Origin of the sequence: Haemophilus sp. HMSC71H05, assembly GCF_001838635.1 — a bacterium.
GTDB lineage: Bacteria > Pseudomonadota > Gammaproteobacteria > Enterobacterales > Pasteurellaceae > Haemophilus_D > Haemophilus_D parainfluenzae_R.
On the sequence record NZ_KV838026.1, the window covers coordinates 280,357 to 300,072 of the forward strand.

At 38.6% G+C, this 19,716-nt stretch carries 16 protein-coding genes and 2 other RNA genes; 13 read left to right on the forward strand and 5 right to left on the reverse strand.

Features of this window, described 5'->3' with window-relative positions:
• Positions 1-53 precede the first annotated feature (53 nt).
• Positions 54-419, reverse strand: a transfer-messenger RNA (tmRNA) gene (gene ssrA, locus HMPREF3279_RS02685).
• Between the two features lie 107 nt (positions 420-526).
• On the opposite strand from ssrA, the gene HMPREF3279_RS02690 reads away from it, so the two are divergent.
• On the forward strand, positions 527-1,024 hold the full coding sequence (locus HMPREF3279_RS02690) for a hypothetical protein (RefSeq protein ID WP_049367446.1): 498 nt from the start codon (positions 527-529) through the stop codon (positions 1,022-1,024).
• 109 nt (positions 1,025-1,133) lie between these two features.
• Positions 1,134-2,201: a DNA polymerase IV gene (dinB, locus tag HMPREF3279_RS02695; protein WP_049367445.1), complete on the forward strand. Its 1,068-nt coding sequence runs from the start codon at positions 1,134-1,136 to the stop codon at positions 2,199-2,201.
• 84 nt (positions 2,202-2,285) lie between these two features.
• Here the strand turns inward: dinB and rnpB are convergent.
• An RNA gene (rnpB, locus tag HMPREF3279_RS02700) (RNase P RNA component class A) lies at positions 2,286-2,662 on the reverse strand.
• A gap of 124 nt (positions 2,663-2,786) precedes the next feature.
• Between rnpB and HMPREF3279_RS02705 the strand changes: the two genes are divergently transcribed.
• Both HMPREF3279_RS02705 and HMPREF3279_RS02710 read left to right on the forward strand, forming a co-directional pair.
• The gene (locus tag HMPREF3279_RS02705; protein WP_070592279.1) at positions 2,787-3,722 is read left to right on the forward strand and encodes a KpsF/GutQ family sugar isomerase; all 936 of its coding nucleotides are present in this window, start codon (positions 2,787-2,789) and stop codon (positions 3,720-3,722) included.
• A complete protein-coding gene (locus tag HMPREF3279_RS02710) occupies positions 3,722-4,267 on the forward strand; it encodes a KdsC family phosphatase (protein ID WP_070867992.1) in 546 nt (181 codons plus the stop codon). The genes HMPREF3279_RS02705 and HMPREF3279_RS02710 overlap by 1 nt, the downstream gene beginning before the upstream one ends.
• Before the next feature lie 80 nt (positions 4,268-4,347).
• Here the strand turns inward: HMPREF3279_RS02710 and HMPREF3279_RS02715 are convergent, their stop codons facing one another.
• Together HMPREF3279_RS02715 and HMPREF3279_RS02720 are read right to left on the reverse strand one after the other, a co-directional pair.
• Positions 4,348-7,005: a PqiB family protein gene (locus HMPREF3279_RS02715; RefSeq protein ID WP_070867993.1), complete on the reverse strand. Its 2,658-nt coding sequence runs from the start codon at positions 7,003-7,005 to the stop codon at positions 4,348-4,350.
• On the reverse strand, positions 6,989-8,242 hold the full coding sequence (locus tag HMPREF3279_RS02720; RefSeq protein WP_032822728.1) for a paraquat-inducible protein A: 1,254 nt from the start codon (positions 8,240-8,242) through the stop codon (positions 6,989-6,991). Before HMPREF3279_RS02720 ends, HMPREF3279_RS02715 begins: the two co-directional genes overlap by 17 nt.
• A 170-nt stretch (positions 8,243-8,412) precedes the next feature.
• On the opposite strand from HMPREF3279_RS02720, the gene proQ reads away from it, so the two are divergent.
• The 5 genes from proQ (at position 8,413) to HMPREF3279_RS02745 (ending at position 14,037) form a co-directional block, all read left to right on the forward strand.
• On the forward strand, positions 8,413-9,060 hold the full coding sequence (gene proQ / locus HMPREF3279_RS02725) for an RNA chaperone ProQ (RefSeq protein WP_070867994.1): 648 nt from the start codon (positions 8,413-8,415) through the stop codon (positions 9,058-9,060).
• A gap of 28 nt (positions 9,061-9,088) precedes the next feature.
• A complete protein-coding gene (gene prc, locus HMPREF3279_RS02730; RefSeq protein ID WP_070867995.1) occupies positions 9,089-11,158 on the forward strand; it encodes a carboxy terminal-processing peptidase in 2,070 nt (689 codons plus the stop codon).
• A gap of 79 nt (positions 11,159-11,237) precedes the next feature.
• On the forward strand, positions 11,238-12,707 hold the full coding sequence (locus tag HMPREF3279_RS02735) for a L,D-transpeptidase family protein (protein ID WP_070867996.1): 1,470 nt from the start codon (positions 11,238-11,240) through the stop codon (positions 12,705-12,707).
• A 75-nt stretch (positions 12,708-12,782) separates the two neighbouring features.
• Positions 12,783-13,343 (forward strand): peptidoglycan L,D-endopeptidase MepK, encoded by a 561-nt coding sequence (locus HMPREF3279_RS02740; RefSeq protein WP_070867997.1) that lies wholly within the window; start codon positions 12,783-12,785, stop codon positions 13,341-13,343.
• 64 nt (positions 13,344-13,407) lie between these two features.
• Positions 13,408-14,037, forward strand: a complete 630-nt coding sequence (locus HMPREF3279_RS02745) for an MBL fold metallo-hydrolase (protein ID WP_070867998.1) — start codon at positions 13,408-13,410, stop codon at positions 14,035-14,037.
• A 165-nt stretch (positions 14,038-14,202) separates the two neighbouring features.
• Here the strand turns inward: HMPREF3279_RS02745 and pepT are convergent, their stop codons facing one another.
• Positions 14,203-15,438: a peptidase T gene (gene pepT / locus HMPREF3279_RS02750; protein ID WP_070867999.1), complete on the reverse strand. Its 1,236-nt coding sequence runs from the start codon at positions 15,436-15,438 to the stop codon at positions 14,203-14,205.
• 278 nt (positions 15,439-15,716) lie between these two features.
• On the opposite strand from pepT, the gene potA reads away from it, so the two are divergent.
• The 4 genes from potA (at position 15,717) to HMPREF3279_RS02770 (ending at position 19,666) form a co-directional block, all read left to right on the forward strand.
• Entirely contained in the window at positions 15,717-16,835 is a 1,119-nt protein-coding gene (gene potA / locus HMPREF3279_RS02755) for a spermidine/putrescine ABC transporter ATP-binding protein PotA (RefSeq protein ID WP_005698520.1), read from the forward strand.
• Positions 16,819-17,679 carry a spermidine/putrescine ABC transporter permease PotB gene (gene potB, locus HMPREF3279_RS02760; protein WP_005695833.1) on the forward strand — a complete coding sequence of 287 codons (861 nt, stop codon included), beginning with the start codon at positions 16,819-16,821 and terminating at the stop codon, positions 17,677-17,679. The genes potA and potB overlap by 17 nt, the downstream gene beginning before the upstream one ends.
• Entirely contained in the window at positions 17,679-18,449 is a 771-nt protein-coding gene (potC, locus tag HMPREF3279_RS02765) for a spermidine/putrescine ABC transporter permease PotC (protein WP_005695832.1), read from the forward strand. Before potB ends, potC begins: the two co-directional genes overlap by 1 nt.
• Before the next feature lie 134 nt (positions 18,450-18,583).
• Positions 18,584-19,666, forward strand: a complete 1,083-nt coding sequence (locus HMPREF3279_RS02770; RefSeq protein WP_049365950.1) for an extracellular solute-binding protein — start codon at positions 18,584-18,586, stop codon at positions 19,664-19,666.
• Positions 19,667-19,716 lie beyond the last annotated feature (50 nt).

A 19,716-nucleotide genomic window follows, 5' to 3' on the forward strand; every position in this document is an offset into this window, starting at 1 on the left:
TCATTATTTTCAAGGCTTTAAAGTCTTTCATAGGACTTGATAGGTTTATTTTGTGGTGGAGCTGGCGGGAGTTGAACCCGCGTCCGAAATTACTCTACCTTCAGTACTACACGTTTAGTCTCGTCTTTAATTTCACTTAAGCATGCGGACAGACACGCTAAACTTAAGCTAGTTTGATTCAATTTAGTGCTTCGATCCTCAAACAGCGGCTTCCACACGATCTCGTTTTGGTTTGACTCCGCTTTATCCCCGTCTTACGAGCGGAAGCTGGGGAGCGAAGGCTATGAGCAGGTTATTAAGCTGCTAAAGCGTATTGTTCGTCGTTTGCGACTATTTTTTTGCGGTTTATTTACGAGGCCTACCGCACCTCGACGTGCACCTTGGGCTTCGCTAATCCCGTCGAATCCAGAATCAGCCCCAAAATTGTTCGGCAGTTTATCAAAAAATCTAAGAAAGGAAAAGAAGCTATTTATTAACCTAAGAAGTTAGGGTAAAATTTTGCCACTTTTTTATAAGGAATCGAATAATGAAAACATTAAAATCTCTGACCGCACTTTCATTAGGTGCATTATGTTTAGCATTTAACACACAAGTTATTGCAAAAGAAGCAACACCCGCAAAAGCAACACAAACCCAACAACAAGCGGTAAAAGCGAGTGATAACATCGACAAATACCTTGCCATCAATATTGGTAATCGTGAAATGGTGGTTGATGAAAATGGCCAAGCGTTAAGTGCATTCAAACATGAAATCACTAACATTGGTCAAAAACCAATCAAAAACATTCAATGGGTGGGCGTATATGTGAATAACCGTAAAGTTATTTACAGCCAAGATATGCAAATCAATTTAGAAACTCCATTACAACCAGGCAAATCCATCAATATTAATTTACAAATTCCGTTTGTTCAATTGGCAGAAGACGCACGCAAAGTCTTTATGAACCAACAAGAAAAAATTGATGTTTATCCTATTGAACGCGTCATCCTGTTTGGTGATAAAACCGTTCTCTCAGATCGTTAATTTTCTTATCTAGCCCACGTAATGTGGGCTTTTTAATAACTGTATAGTTGAACAGTTATTTTCTTTTCGATATACTAAAAACACGCCTAATTTTGACCGCACTTACCGCATGAATTCCACCCGAAAAATTATTCACATTGATATGGATTGCTTTTATGCCTCTGTTGAAATCCGTGAAAATCCAACGCTACAGGGCAAACCTGTCGCCGTGGGGGGAAGTTCTCGACAACGTGGTGTGCTTACCACCTGTAATTATGAAGCTCGAAAATTTGGACTACACAGTGCGATGCCGACGGCACAAGCTATCAAAAAATGCCCTAATCTGATTTTAGTGCCAGTTAATATGCCGCTTTATAAACAGGTATCCGCACAAATTCATCAGATCTTTCAACGCTATACTTCTATCATTGAGCCACTTTCCTTAGATGAGGCTTATTTAGATGTTACGGATTGTACACAATGTTCAGGATCCGCCACTTGGATCGCACAAGAAATTCGCCAAGCGATTTTTGATGAATTAAAACTGACCGCCTCTGCTGGTGTGGCCCCCCTTAAATTTCTCGCCAAAATTGCCTCCGATATGAATAAACCTAATGGGCAATTTGTGATTCAACCTCATGAAGTGGAGCAATTTGTAAAAACGCTACCATTGAAGAAAATCCCGGGTGTGGGAAAAGTCACTTCTGAACGTTTATTGAAAATGGGGCTAGAAACTTGTGAAGATGTGCAAAAACTCGATCAATCTATTCTGTTAAATATCTTCGGTAAAATGGGCAAGCGAATTTGGGATTTTAGCCATGGCATTGATGATCGTGAAATCCAAGCTCATCGAGAACGAAAATCTATCGGCGTGGAACGCACTTTATCCGAAAATATTCGTCATCTCGAACAAGGTATAGCTCTGTTGGATGATCTCTATGCCGAGCTTATTCGCCGTATTGAACGAAGCGCGCCGAATATCCCCTTAACCGCATTTCGTAAAATTGGGGTGAAATTAAAGTTTGAAGATTTTCAGGTCACTACCTTAGAAAAAACCGGCTTAACTTTATCGTTAGAAAGCTTTCAACAATTACTGGAACAAATTTGGCAACGTAGCCACGGGAAATCCATTCGTCTTGTAGGATTACATGTGACGTTACCGGAAGAAAGCCATTTAGAACAAATGAGCTTGTGGTAAAACACAAAAGAAAATGACCGCACTTTTATTCATTCCGTTCAAATTAGAATTGAAAAAACAAAAGTGCGGTCATTTTTGATGAATTTGTTGAGTTGGTCGATAAGCCGAGTTCTGTCGTGGACAATCATTCCTCTAGGCGACAAATTACTCTGCCGCTCAAGCAACCTACCCGAACTCTGGACGGGCCACCCATTGAGTTCCTATTTGGTCTTGCTACGAGTGGAGTTTACCTTGCTGCACGTTGTTACCAACGGCACGGTGTGCTCTTACCACACCCTTTCACCCTTACCGTTTTCACGGCGGTCTGCTCTCTGTTGCACTGGTCGTCGGCTCACGCCGCCCGGACGTTATCCGGCACTCTGCCCTTTGTAGCTCGGACTTTCCTCTCGTTTACTTGTCCCACTAGGTCGTGCGAACACGGTTAAGGGCTTCAATAAACCAGCGATTGTCTAACCAACTCGCGGCGTAGTATAGGGGGAATTCAAAGAGCGGTCAAATTTTCATTCTTATTTTTAATAACTTCCGTTAGAATAGCCCTGCAAAACACGGTTATTTTCAACCGCACTTTTATCATAAGGATTTCCTATGAATTATTTACAAATCGCACGAGAAACGCTTTCTGTTGAAAGCCAAGCGCTCACACAACTAAGCCAACGCTTGGATGATGAGTTTTCTCAAGTTGTGGATCTTATCCTTGCTTGCGAAGGTCGTTTGGTCATCGGTGGTATTGGTAAATCGGGGCTAATTGGCAAAAAAATGGTGGCGACTTTTGCTTCTACAGGAACACCAAGTTTCTTCCTTCACCCAACCGAGGCATTTCATGGCGATTTAGGTATGTTAAAACCCATCGACATCGTGATGCTGATTTCTTATAGCGGTGAAACCGATGATGTAAATAAACTCATTCCAAGTTTGAAAAACTTCGGCAATAAAATTATTGCTTTAACCAGCAATAAAAACTCTACGCTTGCTCGCCATGCGGATTATGTTTTAGATATCACCGTAGAACGCGAAGTCTGTCCAAATAACCTCGCACCAACCACTTCTGCGTTAGTGACTTTAGCCTTAGGCGATGCCCTTGCGGTTTCATTGATTACTGCTCGCCATTTCCAACCGGCTGATTTTGCGAAATTCCATCCAGGTGGTAGCCTTGGTCGTCGTTTGTTATGCAAAGTAAAAGATCAAATGCAAACTCGCCTGCCAATCACCACACCAGAGACCAGCTTCACTGATTGCTTAAGCATTATGAATGAAGGTCGTATGGGTGTGGCATTAGTGATGGAAAACCAACAACTTAAAGGCATTATTACCGATGGTGATGTGCGTCGAGCATTAACAGCTAATGGTGCTGATACCCTTAACAAGACCGCTAAAGAATTGATGACCTCTTCACCGAAAACTATTCATGAAAATGAATTCTTAGCGAAAGCGGAAGACTTGATGAAAGAGAAGAAAATTCACTCTCTTGTTGTGGTCAATGATGAAAATAATGTTGTGGGTTTAGTGGAGTTCTCAAGCTAATGATTAACGAAAAATTAAAGAAAATTAAATTGGTCATCACCGATGTCGATGGCGTATTAACTGACGGGCTACTCCATTACGATGCGAATGGTGAAGCAATTAAAAGTTTCCATGTGCGTGATGGTCTTGGTGTCAAAATGTTGATGGATGCAGGTATTCAAGTTGCCGTATTATCGGGCAGAGATTCTGCGATTCTACGTAAGCGAATTAGTGATCTCAGAATTAAATTGTTCTTTTTAGGCAAGCTTGAGAAAGAAAGTGCTTGTTTGGAACTCATGAAACAAGCAGGAGTTACAGCAGAGCAAACAGCCTATATTGGTGATGACAGCGTCGATCTCCCTGCTTTTGCAACCTGTGGCCTTTCTTTTGCTGTGGCAGACTCTGCGCCTTATGTGCAAAATGCTGTGGATTATATACTTTCACTTGGCGGCGGGAAGGGTGCGTTCCGTGAAATGTCCGATATGATTTTACATGCTCAGGGCAAAGATGAAGTCTATACTTCAGCCAAAGGCTTTTTAAAATCAGTCAAAAATATGGGACAATAACACCTATAACACTATTCAAAATACCTAAAAAAATAACCGCACTTTGATTATTCAAAAGTGCGGTTATTTCTTTTTATGTTTTATTGATTTGCCGGTAAAGCACCCGAATTCCAAGTTGGTGCTTCAGCTGGTTTCTTCACTTGCAACATAAAGCGCTGATTTGCCGTTGCTTGCGGTTGAACGATCGTACCCGATGGAGTCGAGAACGAAATGCCCCCTTTCAACAATTGCTGTACACTACCGGTATTAAATTCAGCCCCTTTCCAACCAAGGTTGAAATCATAACCTGATGAAACCCAGAACTCTGAATTTTTACGTACCAAATGTTGATATTTCGGTGTAATCGCAATATGCACCAATACACGATCACCTAAAGAATTCAATTCAAACTTACGAACGGTTCCCACTTCAACACCTCGATAAAGCACAGGTGATCCTTCCGTTAAATTCATCGCATCACTGGTTTCCAAAATAAATGGCACGCCATTACTGTATTTATTTCGAGGTTGTGCGGTTTGCGCTAAATTAAACTGTGTTTTTGATGGACCTTTACCTAATTCAATATCAATGTAAGGCTGTAAAAGGCTATCTAAATTTTCAATTCCACCCGCTGAGATTTGTGGGGAAATCACTTTAAATACCGTACCTTCTTTTGCAATCATCCCCATATAACTTGGGTTAATTAATGCTTTTGCTGTGATACGATTTGTTTTTTGATCAAGGGCAATCTGCTCAACTTCACCAACATTCATACCAAGATAACGCAAACTCATTCCTTTACTTAAAGCCGTTGCATCATCTGTTATTAACGTAATCACTTGCCCCGCTGATTTAGCTCTCAATTCACTTGGATAAAGTGTTTTATTTTTGCCTGAACCCGTATTATCAAAACTAATTGCGCCTTTTAATGATCGCGCAACCGGTGAAGCCTGGATACTAATGCCTTTCGGCGTAATATCAATCTGTGCCGCACTTTCAACCCAGAATACGCTTTTATCTGTCAGAAGATCTTGATAAGCCGGATAAATATACACATCAATATCAAAATTATTAGCTTTCGGTCTTACGTTAATAATTTTACCCACTTCAAACTGACGATAAAGCACCACAGAACCTTTGCTAATACTTGGCAAATTAGTGGAATGTAACACAATCGTTGGATTCACTAAGTTGCCCGTAACGCCTGTTTCTGCACTGCTAATATCCTTATAAAGTGGATAGGTAGAATGCGGTGCGCCACTTCCTTTTTTCGCTAAGACACGCACGCCACCTTGCAACCATTTTGATGGTGTTGCAGATTCAAAACGTAAGCCATCAATACCCAAACTCACATCAAAATTAGAGGCAGCGACAAACTGGGTGTTTTCATGAATAAGATTGCGATATTCTGATGCAATCGCCACTTCAAATTTGACACCATCAACATTCAAGTGCTGTTTCACAATTTGCCCAATGGCAATATTGTTATAAAACACCGATTGTCCTTCCGCGATACCATAAGTCTCTGGTGCCGTTAAGGTCAAAACCAAGGTATTTGGTGCTTTGAGTAATAACTCATTTTCTCGAATGACTTCGAATTGCGTTTTGCTTTCCCCACTTCCTGGAATAATTTCGAAATAATCACCACGGAAGAATTTCTGTGGGTTAGCAATATCGCCTAAATCTAACTTACGATTTTTTAATACAATATGTGTATTGGTTTTTAAGAGATTTGCCTGGCTTGGCTCAATTAATAATGTCCCTTGTAAAATATCTTCATTGTTTTCGACGGTTCTTAAAGACGAAAGCAAACCAACTTGCTCATCACCATAATAAACAGAAGTTTGTCCTGCTTGTAACCCAGCAGAAACAGGTAGAGTCACCTCAACTTCAATCCCGCGTTTAGCCGCTTGCAAATTAGAATAAAGGATATAGTTGCTGTTAGTCACCGCTTGCGGGCTATCTGATGGCGAGTCGAATGATACGGCACCTTGCACCACCGCATTTAAACTTTCAACCGACACATTCATACCAGATGAATTAATATTGGCGTTAATACCGCTAATATTCCAGAAACGTGAATCTTTCTTCACAAAATGCGCGAAGGCTTTATCAATTACTACATCAATTTCAACTTTATTGTCTTTATTAAATCGGTAATCATAAATTTTCCCGACTGGCATTTTTTTGAAATACACAGAAGCACCAATCGAAATTGATCCTAAATCATCTGAAATTAAATGAATTAATAAATCCCCAGGATTGACTTGTGCAATAGGGCCTTGCTCTTCTGCAATAAATTCATCTTCTGAATCACCATCACCTGGTTGTAGGGTAATATAATTTCCTGAAACCAAAGAATCTAAGCCTGAAATACCTGCAAGAGACACACTTGGCTGAACAAGCCAGAACTTGGTATTCTCTTTTAACACTTCTGTTGCTTCAGAATAAATATTTGCCTCAACTTTCACTTTTTGCATATTGTCGGTAAAGTTAACCTTCTTCACGACACCAATTTGCAAACCTTGATAGCGAATAGGGGTTTTATCTGCAACGAGCCCTGCCCCATTAGAGAACGTGATCGTAATAGTCTTTCCTCGTTCTTGTACAATTTGGAAAAATAAAATGGCACCAATACATAATGCGATAAAAGGTAACAACCAAAACGGTGAGATGCGTTTATTCTTACGTAATAACGCTTCTACATTGTTAGATTGCTCATCAATAGATTGAGATTCTGGTTTATTGTTTTCTGTCATAAATTTTCCAAATTAATCGACTATCAAACTGAGAAGTTGAAATCATAGTTAAAAACACTGCTGCACCGAAATAAAATGCCGCAGGGCCTACAGTAAAATTAATAATCTGTCCGCGTGTTACTAGAGACATCATCAAGGCTAGCACAAAAAGATCCAGCATTGACCAACGTCCTACAAAGTGAACGATATGTAATAGCCGCATTTGCCATTTAATTGAATGTCTCCATTTAAAATGCACGCTTGCCAGTAAATACAACATAATCAGGATTTTGCTTACGGGCACAAAAATACTGGCGAAGAATACCACGAAAGCAACAAAATAGCTGCCCATGCTTATAAATGACATTACACCCGACATCAAGGTATCTTGTGACAAACTTCCTGTCAAATAAACGCCAGATATTGGGAGCAAGTTTGCAGGGAAAAGCATGATAATCCCCGCCACTAATGTCGCCCAAACACGTTGTAATTTTACACTCTCTGGTATTTCAATAAGCGATGCACAACGTGGGCAAATGGCTCGATGACGGTGATCGTATTGTTGATCTTCTTTTAAAAAAGTGTAATCGCAAGCGGTACAAAGCTCTAACGGTTTATCACTTTTGGTAACCGGTTTCTGATCGGGATAAAAATCATGCCATAAATCATCTAAATTAATTTTAATGAATAATAAAGTGGTTAAAAGTGCAGTAAAAACAAAAGCAATTAAATACACATCCACTTCTAATGTGGCATATTCACGCACTTTAAACATAGTGACAGCCAGTGCAACTAAATAGACGTCGAACATCACCCAAGGCTTAATATAACCCACAAATAATAAGACATTACGAGGCTTAATTTTGAGTAATTTAGAAATCTGCAACATAATGACTAAAATTGCAAAAGAGACAGGCATTAAAACAGCACAGATGAAAATCATAAATGCAGTATAGGAATATCCCTCTACTGCCATTTTCCAAATCCCTTTCCAAACAGAAGCATCAATTTTGGTACCTAGTAAATCTAAGCTCAATAAAGGATAGCCTAAAGCAAATGGCATTAAAATTAAGATAGAAAGGGCGATTAATGAACAACGTTTAAGTGACCAACGACTTCCCGATTGCAATTTATGATGGCAACGCGGACATTGCGCGTATTCCCCTTCTTGAGGACGACAAACAGACACCGTTGCATCGCATCCTATGCAACGCACAAGTTTATAAGTAGCATGAGTAAAATCAGGTGTTTTTGTCATTATTTCATCAAAAATTTAAAAAGTAGACTATTTTAGCCTTAATTGAGGGGATTTGTGAAGTTATACATCTGTACTAGAAACGGAATTATTCCGCCCAACCATTGTCAATCCTTATAAAAGTGCGGTAAACTGTGCAAGTTTTTATTTTTTTATCCTAGGAAAACGCAGAAATGACAGATTCTCAAGTTGAAGCCCAAGCTGAAAATAATGCTGAAGGCGTTCAAAAATTAACTGATACAAAAGCGATTATTGCATATCTTGTGGAAAAATTCCCGCTTTGCTTTATTGCAGAAGGTGAAGCAAAACCATTAAAAATTGGTCTTTTCCAAGATCTTGCTGAAGCATTAAAAGATGATGAACGTGTCAGCAAAACTCAATTACGTCAGGCTTTACGTCAATACACTTCTAACTGGCGCTATTTACACGGCTGCCGTGAAGGAGCTGAGCGTGTAGATTTATACGGCAACCCTGCTGGTGTATTAGACGCAGAACACGTTTCTCATGCGACGCAACAATTAGCTGAAGCAAAAGCTAAATTTGCAGAAAAACGCAAAGCAGAATTAGCAGCGAAAAAAGCACAACAAAAACGACCGGCTCGTAAACCAAATTCAAATCAAGCCACTCGCAAACCAAAAGCACCACAAGTAAAACTAAGTGCGGTTGATTTCACAACACTTTCTGCGGGTAGCAAAGTGAAAGTAAAAGTGGCTGAACAAGCGAAAAATGCGACCGTATTAAATGTGGAAAAAGATGGTGCACGCGTAGAACTTGAAAATGGTTTAGTGATGACAGTCACCGCAGATCGTTTATTTGCCTAATAATTTATTTCTTATCGGGAAAGGTTAAATGAAATTACATACAACCAAAAGTCTTATTGCGACAGCAATTTTAGGTGCGTTATTTCTTCATTCGTCTGACACATTTGCTGTACAGCCGAAATTAAAGCAAAGTGATATTACGATTCCTTCGGCAACTGATGCAAATCAGTTAGCAACTAAGCGTGCAACGACACGTTTAACCCAATCACATTATCGTAAATTTCAGCTTGATGACGCCTTTTCCGAAAAGATTTTTGATCGTTATATTAAAAGTTTAGATTACAGCCATAACACCTTTTTAAAATCAGATATTGATGATTTACGTGCTAAATATGGCTCAAAATTAGATGACCAACTTAATGAGGGCGATCTTTCAGCCGCATTTGCTATTTACGATCTGATGATGAAACGTCGTTATGAGCGTTATGCTTATGCTCTATCTCTATTGGATAAAGAACCTGATTTAAGAGGCAATGATCAAATTGAGATCGATCGTGAAAAAGCTCCTTTTCCAGCAACGGAAGAAGAAGCGAATAAGCTTTGGGAAGAACGCGTCAAAAATGATGTAATCAGCCTGAAATTAAAAGATAAAAAATGGCCTGAAATTAAAGAAAAACTCACTAAACGTTACAATTTAGCGATTCGTCGATTAACTCAAACTAAAGCGGATGATATTGTTCAAATTTATATTAATGCTTTTGCTCGAGAAATTGACCCACATACAAGCTACCTTGCGCCACGTACTGCAAAAAGCTTTAATGAAAGCATGAACCTTTCTTTAGAAGGGATTGGTGCAACATTACAATCTGAAGATGACGAAACCAGTATTAAGTCTTTAGTACCAGGTGCGCCGGCTGAACGCAGTAAGAAATTACAAGCGGGCGATAAAATCATTGGTGTGGGCCAAGAAAAAGGCGAAATCGAAGATATTATCGGTTGGCGTTTAGAAGATATCGTTGACAAAATCAAAGGTAAAAAAGGAACAAAAGTTCGTCTTGAAATTGAACCTGCAAAAGGTGGAAAAAGCCGTATTGTCACTTTAGTACGCGATAAAGTCCGTATTGAAGACCAAGCAGCAAAACTCACTGTTTCTAAAGTAGAGGGTGAAACTGTTGGTGTCATTAAAATTCCAAGTTTCTATATTGGCTTAACTGATGATGTGAAAAAATTATTAGTAGATGCTGAGAAGAAAAAAATTGGCGCTTTAATTGTGGATCTTCGTGAAAATGGCGGTGGTGCATTAACAGAAGCCGTTGCATTAAGCGGTTTATTCATCACTGACGGTCCAGTGGTACAAGTACGAGATGCGTATCAACGTATTCGTGTACACGAAGATGATGACAATGCTCAGCAATATAAAGGACCATTGTTGGTAATGATTAATCGTTTCAGTGCATCAGCCTCTGAAATTTTTGCTGCGGCAATGCAAGATTACAATCGTGGTATCATTATTGGGCAAAATACCTTTGGTAAAGGTACCGTACAACAAAGTCGTTCATTAAACTTTGTTTATGATTTAGACCAAACACCACTTGGTGTATTGCAATATACTATCCAAAAATTCTATCGAATTAATGGTGGTTCAACCCAATTAAAAGGTGTCGCTGCAGATATTAATTTCCCTGAAATTATTGATGCCAAAGAAATTGGTGAAGAAAAAGAAGATAACGCATTACCTTGGGATAAAATTCCACCGGCGACTTATTCTGAAACCAATAAAGCACGTAAAGATGTTGAAGCATTAAATGAAAAACATCTAGAGCGTATTGCAAAAGATCCTGAATTTATTGCTTTAAATGAAGATCTTAAAATCCGTGATGAACGTCGTGAACGCAAATTCTTATCATTGAATTTCCAAGAGCGCAAAGCGGAAAATGATAAAGATGATGCGAGACGTTTAAAAGATCTCAATGATCGTTTTAAACGTGAAGGCAAAAAAGCATTAAAAGACATTGATGATTTGCCAAAAGACTATGAAGCACCTGATTTCTTCTTAAAAGAAGCGGAAAAAATGGCAGCTGATTTAGTTAAACTTAATACGAATCAACAAAAAGTGGATGCTGAAATAAAACAAGAAGCGGCAAAAGCAACAAAATAATGATTATTTTGACCGCACTTTGGCAGATGAAAAAACTGAAGTGCGGTTATTTTTTATGAATATTTTTAAAGGTACAGCAATGTTAAAAGGAACAATGAAATTAAGCGCATTAGTTTTATCATTATCAATGATGACGTCAGGTTGTGCATTAGCTGAATGGGCCAAAACAGTTGGACAGTCTCAACAAGCCGAAAATAAAGGCGTTGATATGTCTAAATTAAGTCCTGAAGAACGAGCAAAACTTGAAGCTGAAATAAAAGAAGATCAAGCTCGTTTAGCCGCAGAAAAGCAAGCGATGCTAGAGATGTCATTAACGCATGAAATTGGTGAACAAAATCTACAGTTCAAACCAATTTTGGCAAAATTATATGCTGATAATAAATATGACTTAATGTGGAAAGACAAGGCGGCTGAGAAACAATTCCTACGTGAATATGCCGCCATGGTAGCATCTGGTATTTCTAAACGCTCTGCTCAATCATTAGTTAATTTACATAATGCTGAAAAAACGGGCGGGCTCACCTATGATGTATTATTAAGTGATGCTTTCCTTGATTACCTGTATTACAGCAAGAACGTCAATCAACAAGCACAACGTTGGTTATACGCAACGAATGCTTATAAACCAGAATTACCAAACCAAGAAATTATTGAGCAATGGCAAAGTGCGGTTAAAAACAATGCAGTTTCTGGTTTTGTAAACGGATTATCTAACCATAATCGTTTATACCGTGAAACGGTACAAGCACTTCCATCGATGATTTCAGCTTCAGGTATTTCTGCAATGGGTAAAAAACTAGCCCTTAATGCACAACGTTTACGCGTTATTCCTGATTTTGAAAATGGAATCTTTGTTAATATTCCAAGCTATCAATTGAAATATTATCGTGATGGCAAAGCAATTTTAGAATCACGCGTTATTGTAGGGAAAAATGAACGTCGTACACCGGTGATGTACAGTCGTTTGAGCAATGTGGTTGTTAATCCACCTTGGAATGCCCCAACACGTTTAATCAATGAAGATATTTTACCGAAATTAAAACGTGACCCTGGCTATGCGGCTGCACACAACTACTCTATTTTGGATAGCAAAGGTAATACTATCGATCCTTACTCAATTAATTGGAGTAGCATTGGTGATAAATTCCCGTACCGTATCCGTCAAGCAGCTGGCGACAGTGCATTAGGTAACTATAAATTTAATATGCCAAGCTCTGATGCGATTTATCTTCACGATACGCCAAATCATAGCTTATTCAGCAAAAAAGACCGTGCATTAAGCTCAGGTTGTGTGCGTGTAGAAAAATCCGATCAACTTGCCTCAATTCTGTTACAAGAAGCGGGTTGGTCAGAAGATAAAAAACGTAACGTTTTAGAAAGTAAGAAAACAACGTCTGCGAGCATTCGTACAAATGATCCTGTATTCTTGTATTATGTGACTGCATGGGTTGAAAACGGCCAAACACAAGTTTTACCGGATATTTATAAATACGACGATGCCGCGACGTTTAATGGTATTGACTGGGCAGTTGTAAAAAAATATCTTTAAACAATGTTCGCGCTAGAACTTTTTAAAGAAAAAGTTGTCTAGGGTGAGAGATGGGTAACAAAAGAGACTAAAAAAATGGGTAACATTGACAAAAATCGTCGTAAATGGCTTTCATTAGGCGGCATCGTTTTAGGCGCAAGCATGATGCCGAGTACTGTGTTAGCAATGGTCTCTACCCCTAAACCTCGTATTCTCAGCTTCTATAATGTCAACACCAATGAACGATTAAGCGGTGAGTTCTCTGCAACAACTGGATTTAATCGTTCATTACTTGGTAAACTTGATTACTTCATGAGAGATCGCCGTACAGACCAAGTACGCCGAATGGATCCAAATCTCTTCATGAAGTTTTATCATTTACAAAGTGATTTAGGTTTACGTACTGCACAAATTGATGTGATTTGTGGCTATCGTAGTGTAGCGACAAATGCCATGCGTCGTAGACAAAGTCGAGATGTAGCAAGCAACAGCTATCATATTAAAGGCCAAGCGATTGATTTTAAAATCCCTGGTGTACCTTTAGCAAGATTACGCCAAGCAGCCGAAAATCTTGATAGCGGTGGTGTAGGATATTATCCGTATAGTAATTTTATTCACGTGGATACTGGCCCTGTAAGAACATGGCGTGGTGCATAAAAAACAGTTTAATTTTAGACCGCACTTTAGTGCGGTTTTTTGTTATCAACAATAAGGAAAAAAGATGAATATTGAAATTATTCCAGTTACAGCCTTTCAGCAAAATTGCTCTATTATTTGGGATGATGAAAAAAATGCGGCAATTATCGATCCTGGTGGCAATGCGGAAAAGCTTATTCAACGCATTGAGGAATTAGAATTAAACCTAAAAGCAGTCTTATTAACACATGGCCATCTTGATCATGTAGGGGCTGCTGAAGCGATTCGCGATCATTTTAACATTGAAATCTGGGGCTCACAGGAAGAAGATGGTTTCCTTTTTGAAAGTCTACCACAACAATCTCAGCAGTTTGGATTACCTTATATTTCTGCATTTACACCTGATCGCTGGTTTAATCAAGAAGGCGAAAAAATTCAAATTGGAGCCTTTACCTTTGAAATTCTTCATCTTCCTGGTCATACACCTGGCCACATTGGTTTTATTGAACATGAAAAAAATATTGCTTTTACTGGCGATGTCCTTTTCCAAAACAGTATTGGTCGTACGGACTTCCCTCGTGGGGATTTCGACACCTTGATCTCATCAATCAAGAATAAATTATTTACATTAAATGATGATATGGTTGTTATTGCGGGACATGGTCCTTACACAACCATTGGACGAGAAAAACGAAACAATCCGTTTTTGAAGTAAAGATCTGAATTTAAGGCAAAAAAAAGCTCCTAATTTCTTAGGAGCACCAAAAAGGAATTTATGAATAAAATCTCTAAAGTTTAGCTTTATCAAAGGAATCTCGATAAAACGCTAACGATTATATTGACATATTCTGACAAATGCAAGTTTTTTCTTTACACTAATTTACAAATCTTTACAGTTTGCTATTTTTATAACCACTTCGACAGCTTTTTCCATCCCTTCAAGGGTCACTAACTCATGTTTGCTATGGAAATTATAGCCGCCAGTAAAGATATTTGGGCAAGCTAATCCTTTTTCCGCTAAAAATGCCCCATCGGTTCCACCTCGTATTGGTTTGTGATTTGGTGTAATACCGCAAGCTTTCATTGCTGCATCCGCGAGCTTAATCGCCTGTGGGACATTTTTGACTGTGTCATACATATTTTTATAACTGTCTTCAATAACACATTCCACAGGGTCTTTTAGGCTTTTCTCTCTATTAAATTTTTCTACAAGTTGATAAATAAACGCTTTACGTTGCTCAAAATTAGCTTGGTCAAAATCTCGAATGAGGTAATGTAGCTCAACTTTCTCAATATCCCCTTTAAAATCATCTAAATGGAAAAACCCCTCTTTTCCTGATGTTTTTTCGGGAACATCATCTTTTGGAAAACCTTGTTGAAACTCACAAGCTAAGGTAAGCGCATTCACTAATTTATTTTTCGCATACCCTGGATGAATCCCCCGGCCTTTAAAGGTGATTTTTGCCGTTGCCGCATTAAAATTCTCATACTCGAGCTCGCCCACTTCCCCACCATCAATGGTATATGCCCAATCACAAGGGAAATCGTCTAATGGAAAATAATGCATACCTAAACCAATTTCTTCGTCAGGCGTAAATGCCACTCGAATATTGCAATGTGGGATATTTTCCTGTTGTAAGACAGAAAGTGCGGTCATAATTTCTGCGATTCCAGCTTTATTATCCGCACCAAGTAAAGTGGTTCCATCTGTCACAATCAAAGTTTTGCCAATAAGCTGATGTAAAAATGGATAATAAACAGGGCTAATAAACTCTTCCCCTAAACCTAATGCGATATCTCCCCCTCGATAGTTTTCGATCACTTCTGGTTGAACATTTTTACCGCTGCATTGTGGTGAGGTATCTAAATGAGAAATAAAACCTATGGTTTGTGTTAAATCAGGATGATTTGAGGGTAAATAAGCCGTTACGACGGCATGCTTTGTCACATTAACATCTTGTAAACCTAGTTCAATTAATTCCTGCTGCAAATGCAAAGCTAATTTCATTTGTCCTGGCGAACTGGGTGAATGTTTTGCAGACGATTTAGATTGCGTATCAAACGTGACATAAGTTAAAAATCGCTGTAATAATTCATTGTTATTATGTTCTTCCATTTTAAAATTCTCCTTTATATCGGCACTAGTCTAATCCCAAAATTCGTTACAGTTCTTGATATATAACAATAAAGTAGAGAGTTATAAGATTTTCTGAAAAAAGTGCGGTCAAATTTTCGATAAATTTTTTCCTAAAAACACGATTAAATCCTTTTCATCATTAACAATTCGCTATATCATATCTGTTCAATTTTATGTCGCCCCTGCATCATTTTTTGCAGGTTTATTTCTACTCAGTACCAATCAAATTGGTGAAATTAGGGAGAAAACCAAAGCTAGTGGAAAATCTGGTTCAAAACAAGCCTATTATTGAGCTTCGTTCTATCAAAAAATCCTATGGTTCCAACACAATCATTAATGATTTCAATCTAACCATTAATAACGGTGAATTCGTCACAATTCTTGGCCCTTCTGGCTGTGGTAAAACTACAGTTTTGCGTTTATTAGCGGGTTTAGAAGAATTAGATGAAGGTCATATTATTTTGGACGGTGAGGACATTACTAATGTTCCGGCGGAAAAACGCCACATTAACACCGTATTCCAAAGTTATGCATTATTCCCGCATATGACTATTTTTGATAACGTGGCTTTTGGTTTGCGTATGCAAAAAGTGGCAGAAAGCGAGATTAAACCTCGTGTTCTGGATGCATTGCGTATGGTGCAATTAGAGGAAATGGCCGACCGTAAACCAGCTCAACTTTCTGGTGGTCAGCAACAACGTATCGCGATTGCTCGTGCTGTTGTGAATAAGCCAAAAGTGTTGCTACTTGATGAATCTTTATCTGCGCTGGATTATAAGTTACGTAAACAAATGCAAAATGAACTTAAACAATTACAGCGTCAACTTGGCATAACCTTTATTTTCGTTACTCATGACCAAGAAGAAGCGATCACCATGTCTGACCGCATCGTCTTATTGCGTAAAGGTAAAATTGCACAAGATGGTTCACCACGCGAAATCTATGAAGATCCAGCTAACCTATTCGTCGCTCGCTTCATTGGTGAAATCAACGTATTTGATGCCACTGTGATTGAACGTAAATCTGACGATGAGCTACTTGCTAACGTAGAAGGTCGTGTATGTGATATCCACACAAGCATTTCTGCTGAAAAAGGTCAAAAACTACAAGTGTTATTACGCCCAGAAGATATTGTGATTGAAGAGCTTGACGAAAATGAGCACTCAAATGCAATTATTGGTCGCATTGTGGATCGTACCTATAAAGGGATGACACTTGAGTCTACAGTCGAATTTGATCACAACGGCAAACGCGTATTAGTGAGCGAATTCTTTAACGAAGATGACCCACATATGGATCACAGTGTTGGTCAACGTGTAGGTATTACATGGCACGAAGGTTGGGAGGTTGTACTCAACGATGAAGATAATCAATAATAAATTCCAGAAAATTACTGTTGCAATTATCTTCAGTTGGTTAATCTTCTTTGTGCTAATTCCAAACTTATTAGTATTAACCGTAAGTTTTTTAACCCGAGATGGTAGCGACTTTTATGCTTTGCCATTTACTTTAGATAACTACACTAACCTGTTTAATCCGCTTTATGCACAGGTAGTATGGAACTCATTGTATATGTCTGGCATCGCAACGATTATTTGCTTACTCATTGGCTATCCGTTTGCCTTTATGGTCAGCAAAATTAATCCAAAATATCGTCCATTTTTGTTATTCCTCGTGGTATTGCCATTCTGGACAAACTCACTGATTCGTATCTATGGGATGAAAGTATTCCTTGGCGTGAAAGGTGTGTTGAATACCATGTTAATGGATATGGGCATTTTGAGTGAGCCTATTCGTATTTTAAATACCGAAGTAGCTGTAATCATTGGTTTAGTGTATCTCCTTTTACCATTTATGATTCTACCGCTCTACTCTGCTATTGAAAAATTAGATGGACGTTTATTAGAAGCGGCAAGAGATTTAGGCGCGAATGCAGTTCAACGTTTCTTCCGTGTTATTTTGCCATTGACCATGCCAGGTATCGTAGCGGGTTGTTTATTAGTATTACTACCAGCAATGGGAATGTTCTATGTAGCAGACTTACTTGGTGGTGCGAAAGTATTATTAGTTGGTAACGTGATTAAGAGTGAATTCTTAATTTCCCGTAACTGGCCATTCGGTTCAGCAATCAGTATCGGCTTAACCATCTTAATGGCATTGTTGATTTTCGTTTACTATCGTGCAAATAAACTGTTGAATAAGAAAGTGGAGTTAGAATAATGAGTCGTTTACTACGTAATATTTTTATGTTTGTGGTATACGCTTATTTGTATATCCCAATTATTATCTTGGTAACTAACTCCTTTAACGAAGACCGTTATGGTTTAAGTTGGAAAGGCTTTAGTTGGAACTGGTATGAGCGTTTATTTAATAACGATACCTTAATCCAAGCTGCGTTCCACTCTGTCACTATTGCTTTCTTTGCTGCAACGTTAGCAACTATTGTGGGTGGTTTAACCGCGATTGCACTTTATCGCTATCGTTTCCGCGGTAAACAAGCAGTAAGCGGTATGTTATTTATCGTCATGATGTCACCTGATATCGTTATGGCGGTGTCTCTACTTGCCTTATTCATGGTTGTAGGGATTTCGTTAGGTTTCTGGTCATTATTATTGGCGCACGTAACGTTCTGTTTACCTTATGTTACCGTGACGATTTTCTCTCGCTTAAATGGCTTTGATGCAAGAATGCTTGAAGCAGCAAAAGATTTAGGTGCTAGCGAAGTCACTATTTTGCGTAAAATTATCCTACCACTTGCCTTACCTGCAGTGGTATCAGGTTGGTTATTAAGCTTTACTATTTCATTAGATGATGTTGTTGTATCCTCTTTCGTAAGTGGTGTAAGCTATGAAATCCTACCGTTGCGTATCTTCTCTCTTGTTAAAACAGGGGTAACACCAGAAGTAAACGCGTTAGCAACGATTATGATTGTGCTTTCATTAGGATTAGTCATTTTAAGTCAATTAGTTACACGCAAAAATAATCATTAAACATTGATATAAAAAGGTTTCACAAATCTTTTAAGATCAAATAAAATACGCCTTGACGCACAATCAAGGCGTTTTTTTATACCTGCATTAATGCAGGTGGTTTTTTACCCCTCTTTTACGGAGAACAAAGAAAAATGAAAAAATTTGCAGGTTTGCTTACTGCCGGTTTAGTTGCCGCTACATTAACTGCTTGTAACGACAAAGAAGCCAAGTCTGATGCAACAAAAGCACAGGCTCCAGCAAATGATACTGTGTACTTATATACTTGGACTGAATACGTACCAGATGGTCTTTTAGATGACTTCACAAAAGAAACTGGTATCAAAGTTATCGTGGCAAGTCTTGAATCCAATGAGACGATGTATGCCAAAATGAAAACCCAAGGTGATGCAGGCGGTTATGATGTTATTGCACCATCTAACTACTTCGTATCTAAAATGGCACGAGAAGGCATGCTACAAGAATTAGATCACAGTAAATTACCTGTTATCAAAGAATTAGACCCTGATTGGCTCAACAAACCTTATGACAAAGGCAATAAATACTCGCTTCCTCAGTTGTTAGGTGCGCCAGGTATTGCATTTAATACCAATACCTATAAAGGTTCTGACTTCACTTCTTGGGGCGATTTCTGGAAACCTGAATATGCAAATAAAATCCAATTATTGGATGATGCGCGTGAAGTATTCAATATTGCGTTATTAAAAATTGGTCAAGATCCAAATACCAAAGATCCAGCAATTATCAAGCAAGCTTATGAAGAGTTATTGAAATTACGTCCAAACGTACTTTCTTTCAATTCTGATAACCCTGCAAACTCTTTCATCTCTGGTGAAGTAGAATTAGGTCAGTTATGGAATGGTTCTGTACGTATCGCGAAAAAAGAACAAGCGCCATTAAATATGGTGTTCCCAAAAGAAGGGCCTGTTCTTTGGGTTGATACTTTAGCGATTCCTAAAACCTCTAAAAACCCAGATGGTGCACACAAGTTGATTAACTACTTGTTAGGTGCAAAAGCAGCGGAAAAATTGACTTTAGCGATCGGTTACCCAACAGCTAACCTTGAAGCGAAAAAAGTACTTCCGAAAGAAATCACAGAAGATCCAGCTATTTATCCACCAGCAGAAATTCTTCAAAAAAGCTACTGGCAAGATGATGTAGGTGATGCAATCCAATACTATGAACAGTATTACCAAGAGTTAAAAGCAGCAAAATAATGTGCTTTTAAGTGATAACAAAAGTGCGGTCAAATTTGACCGCACTTTTT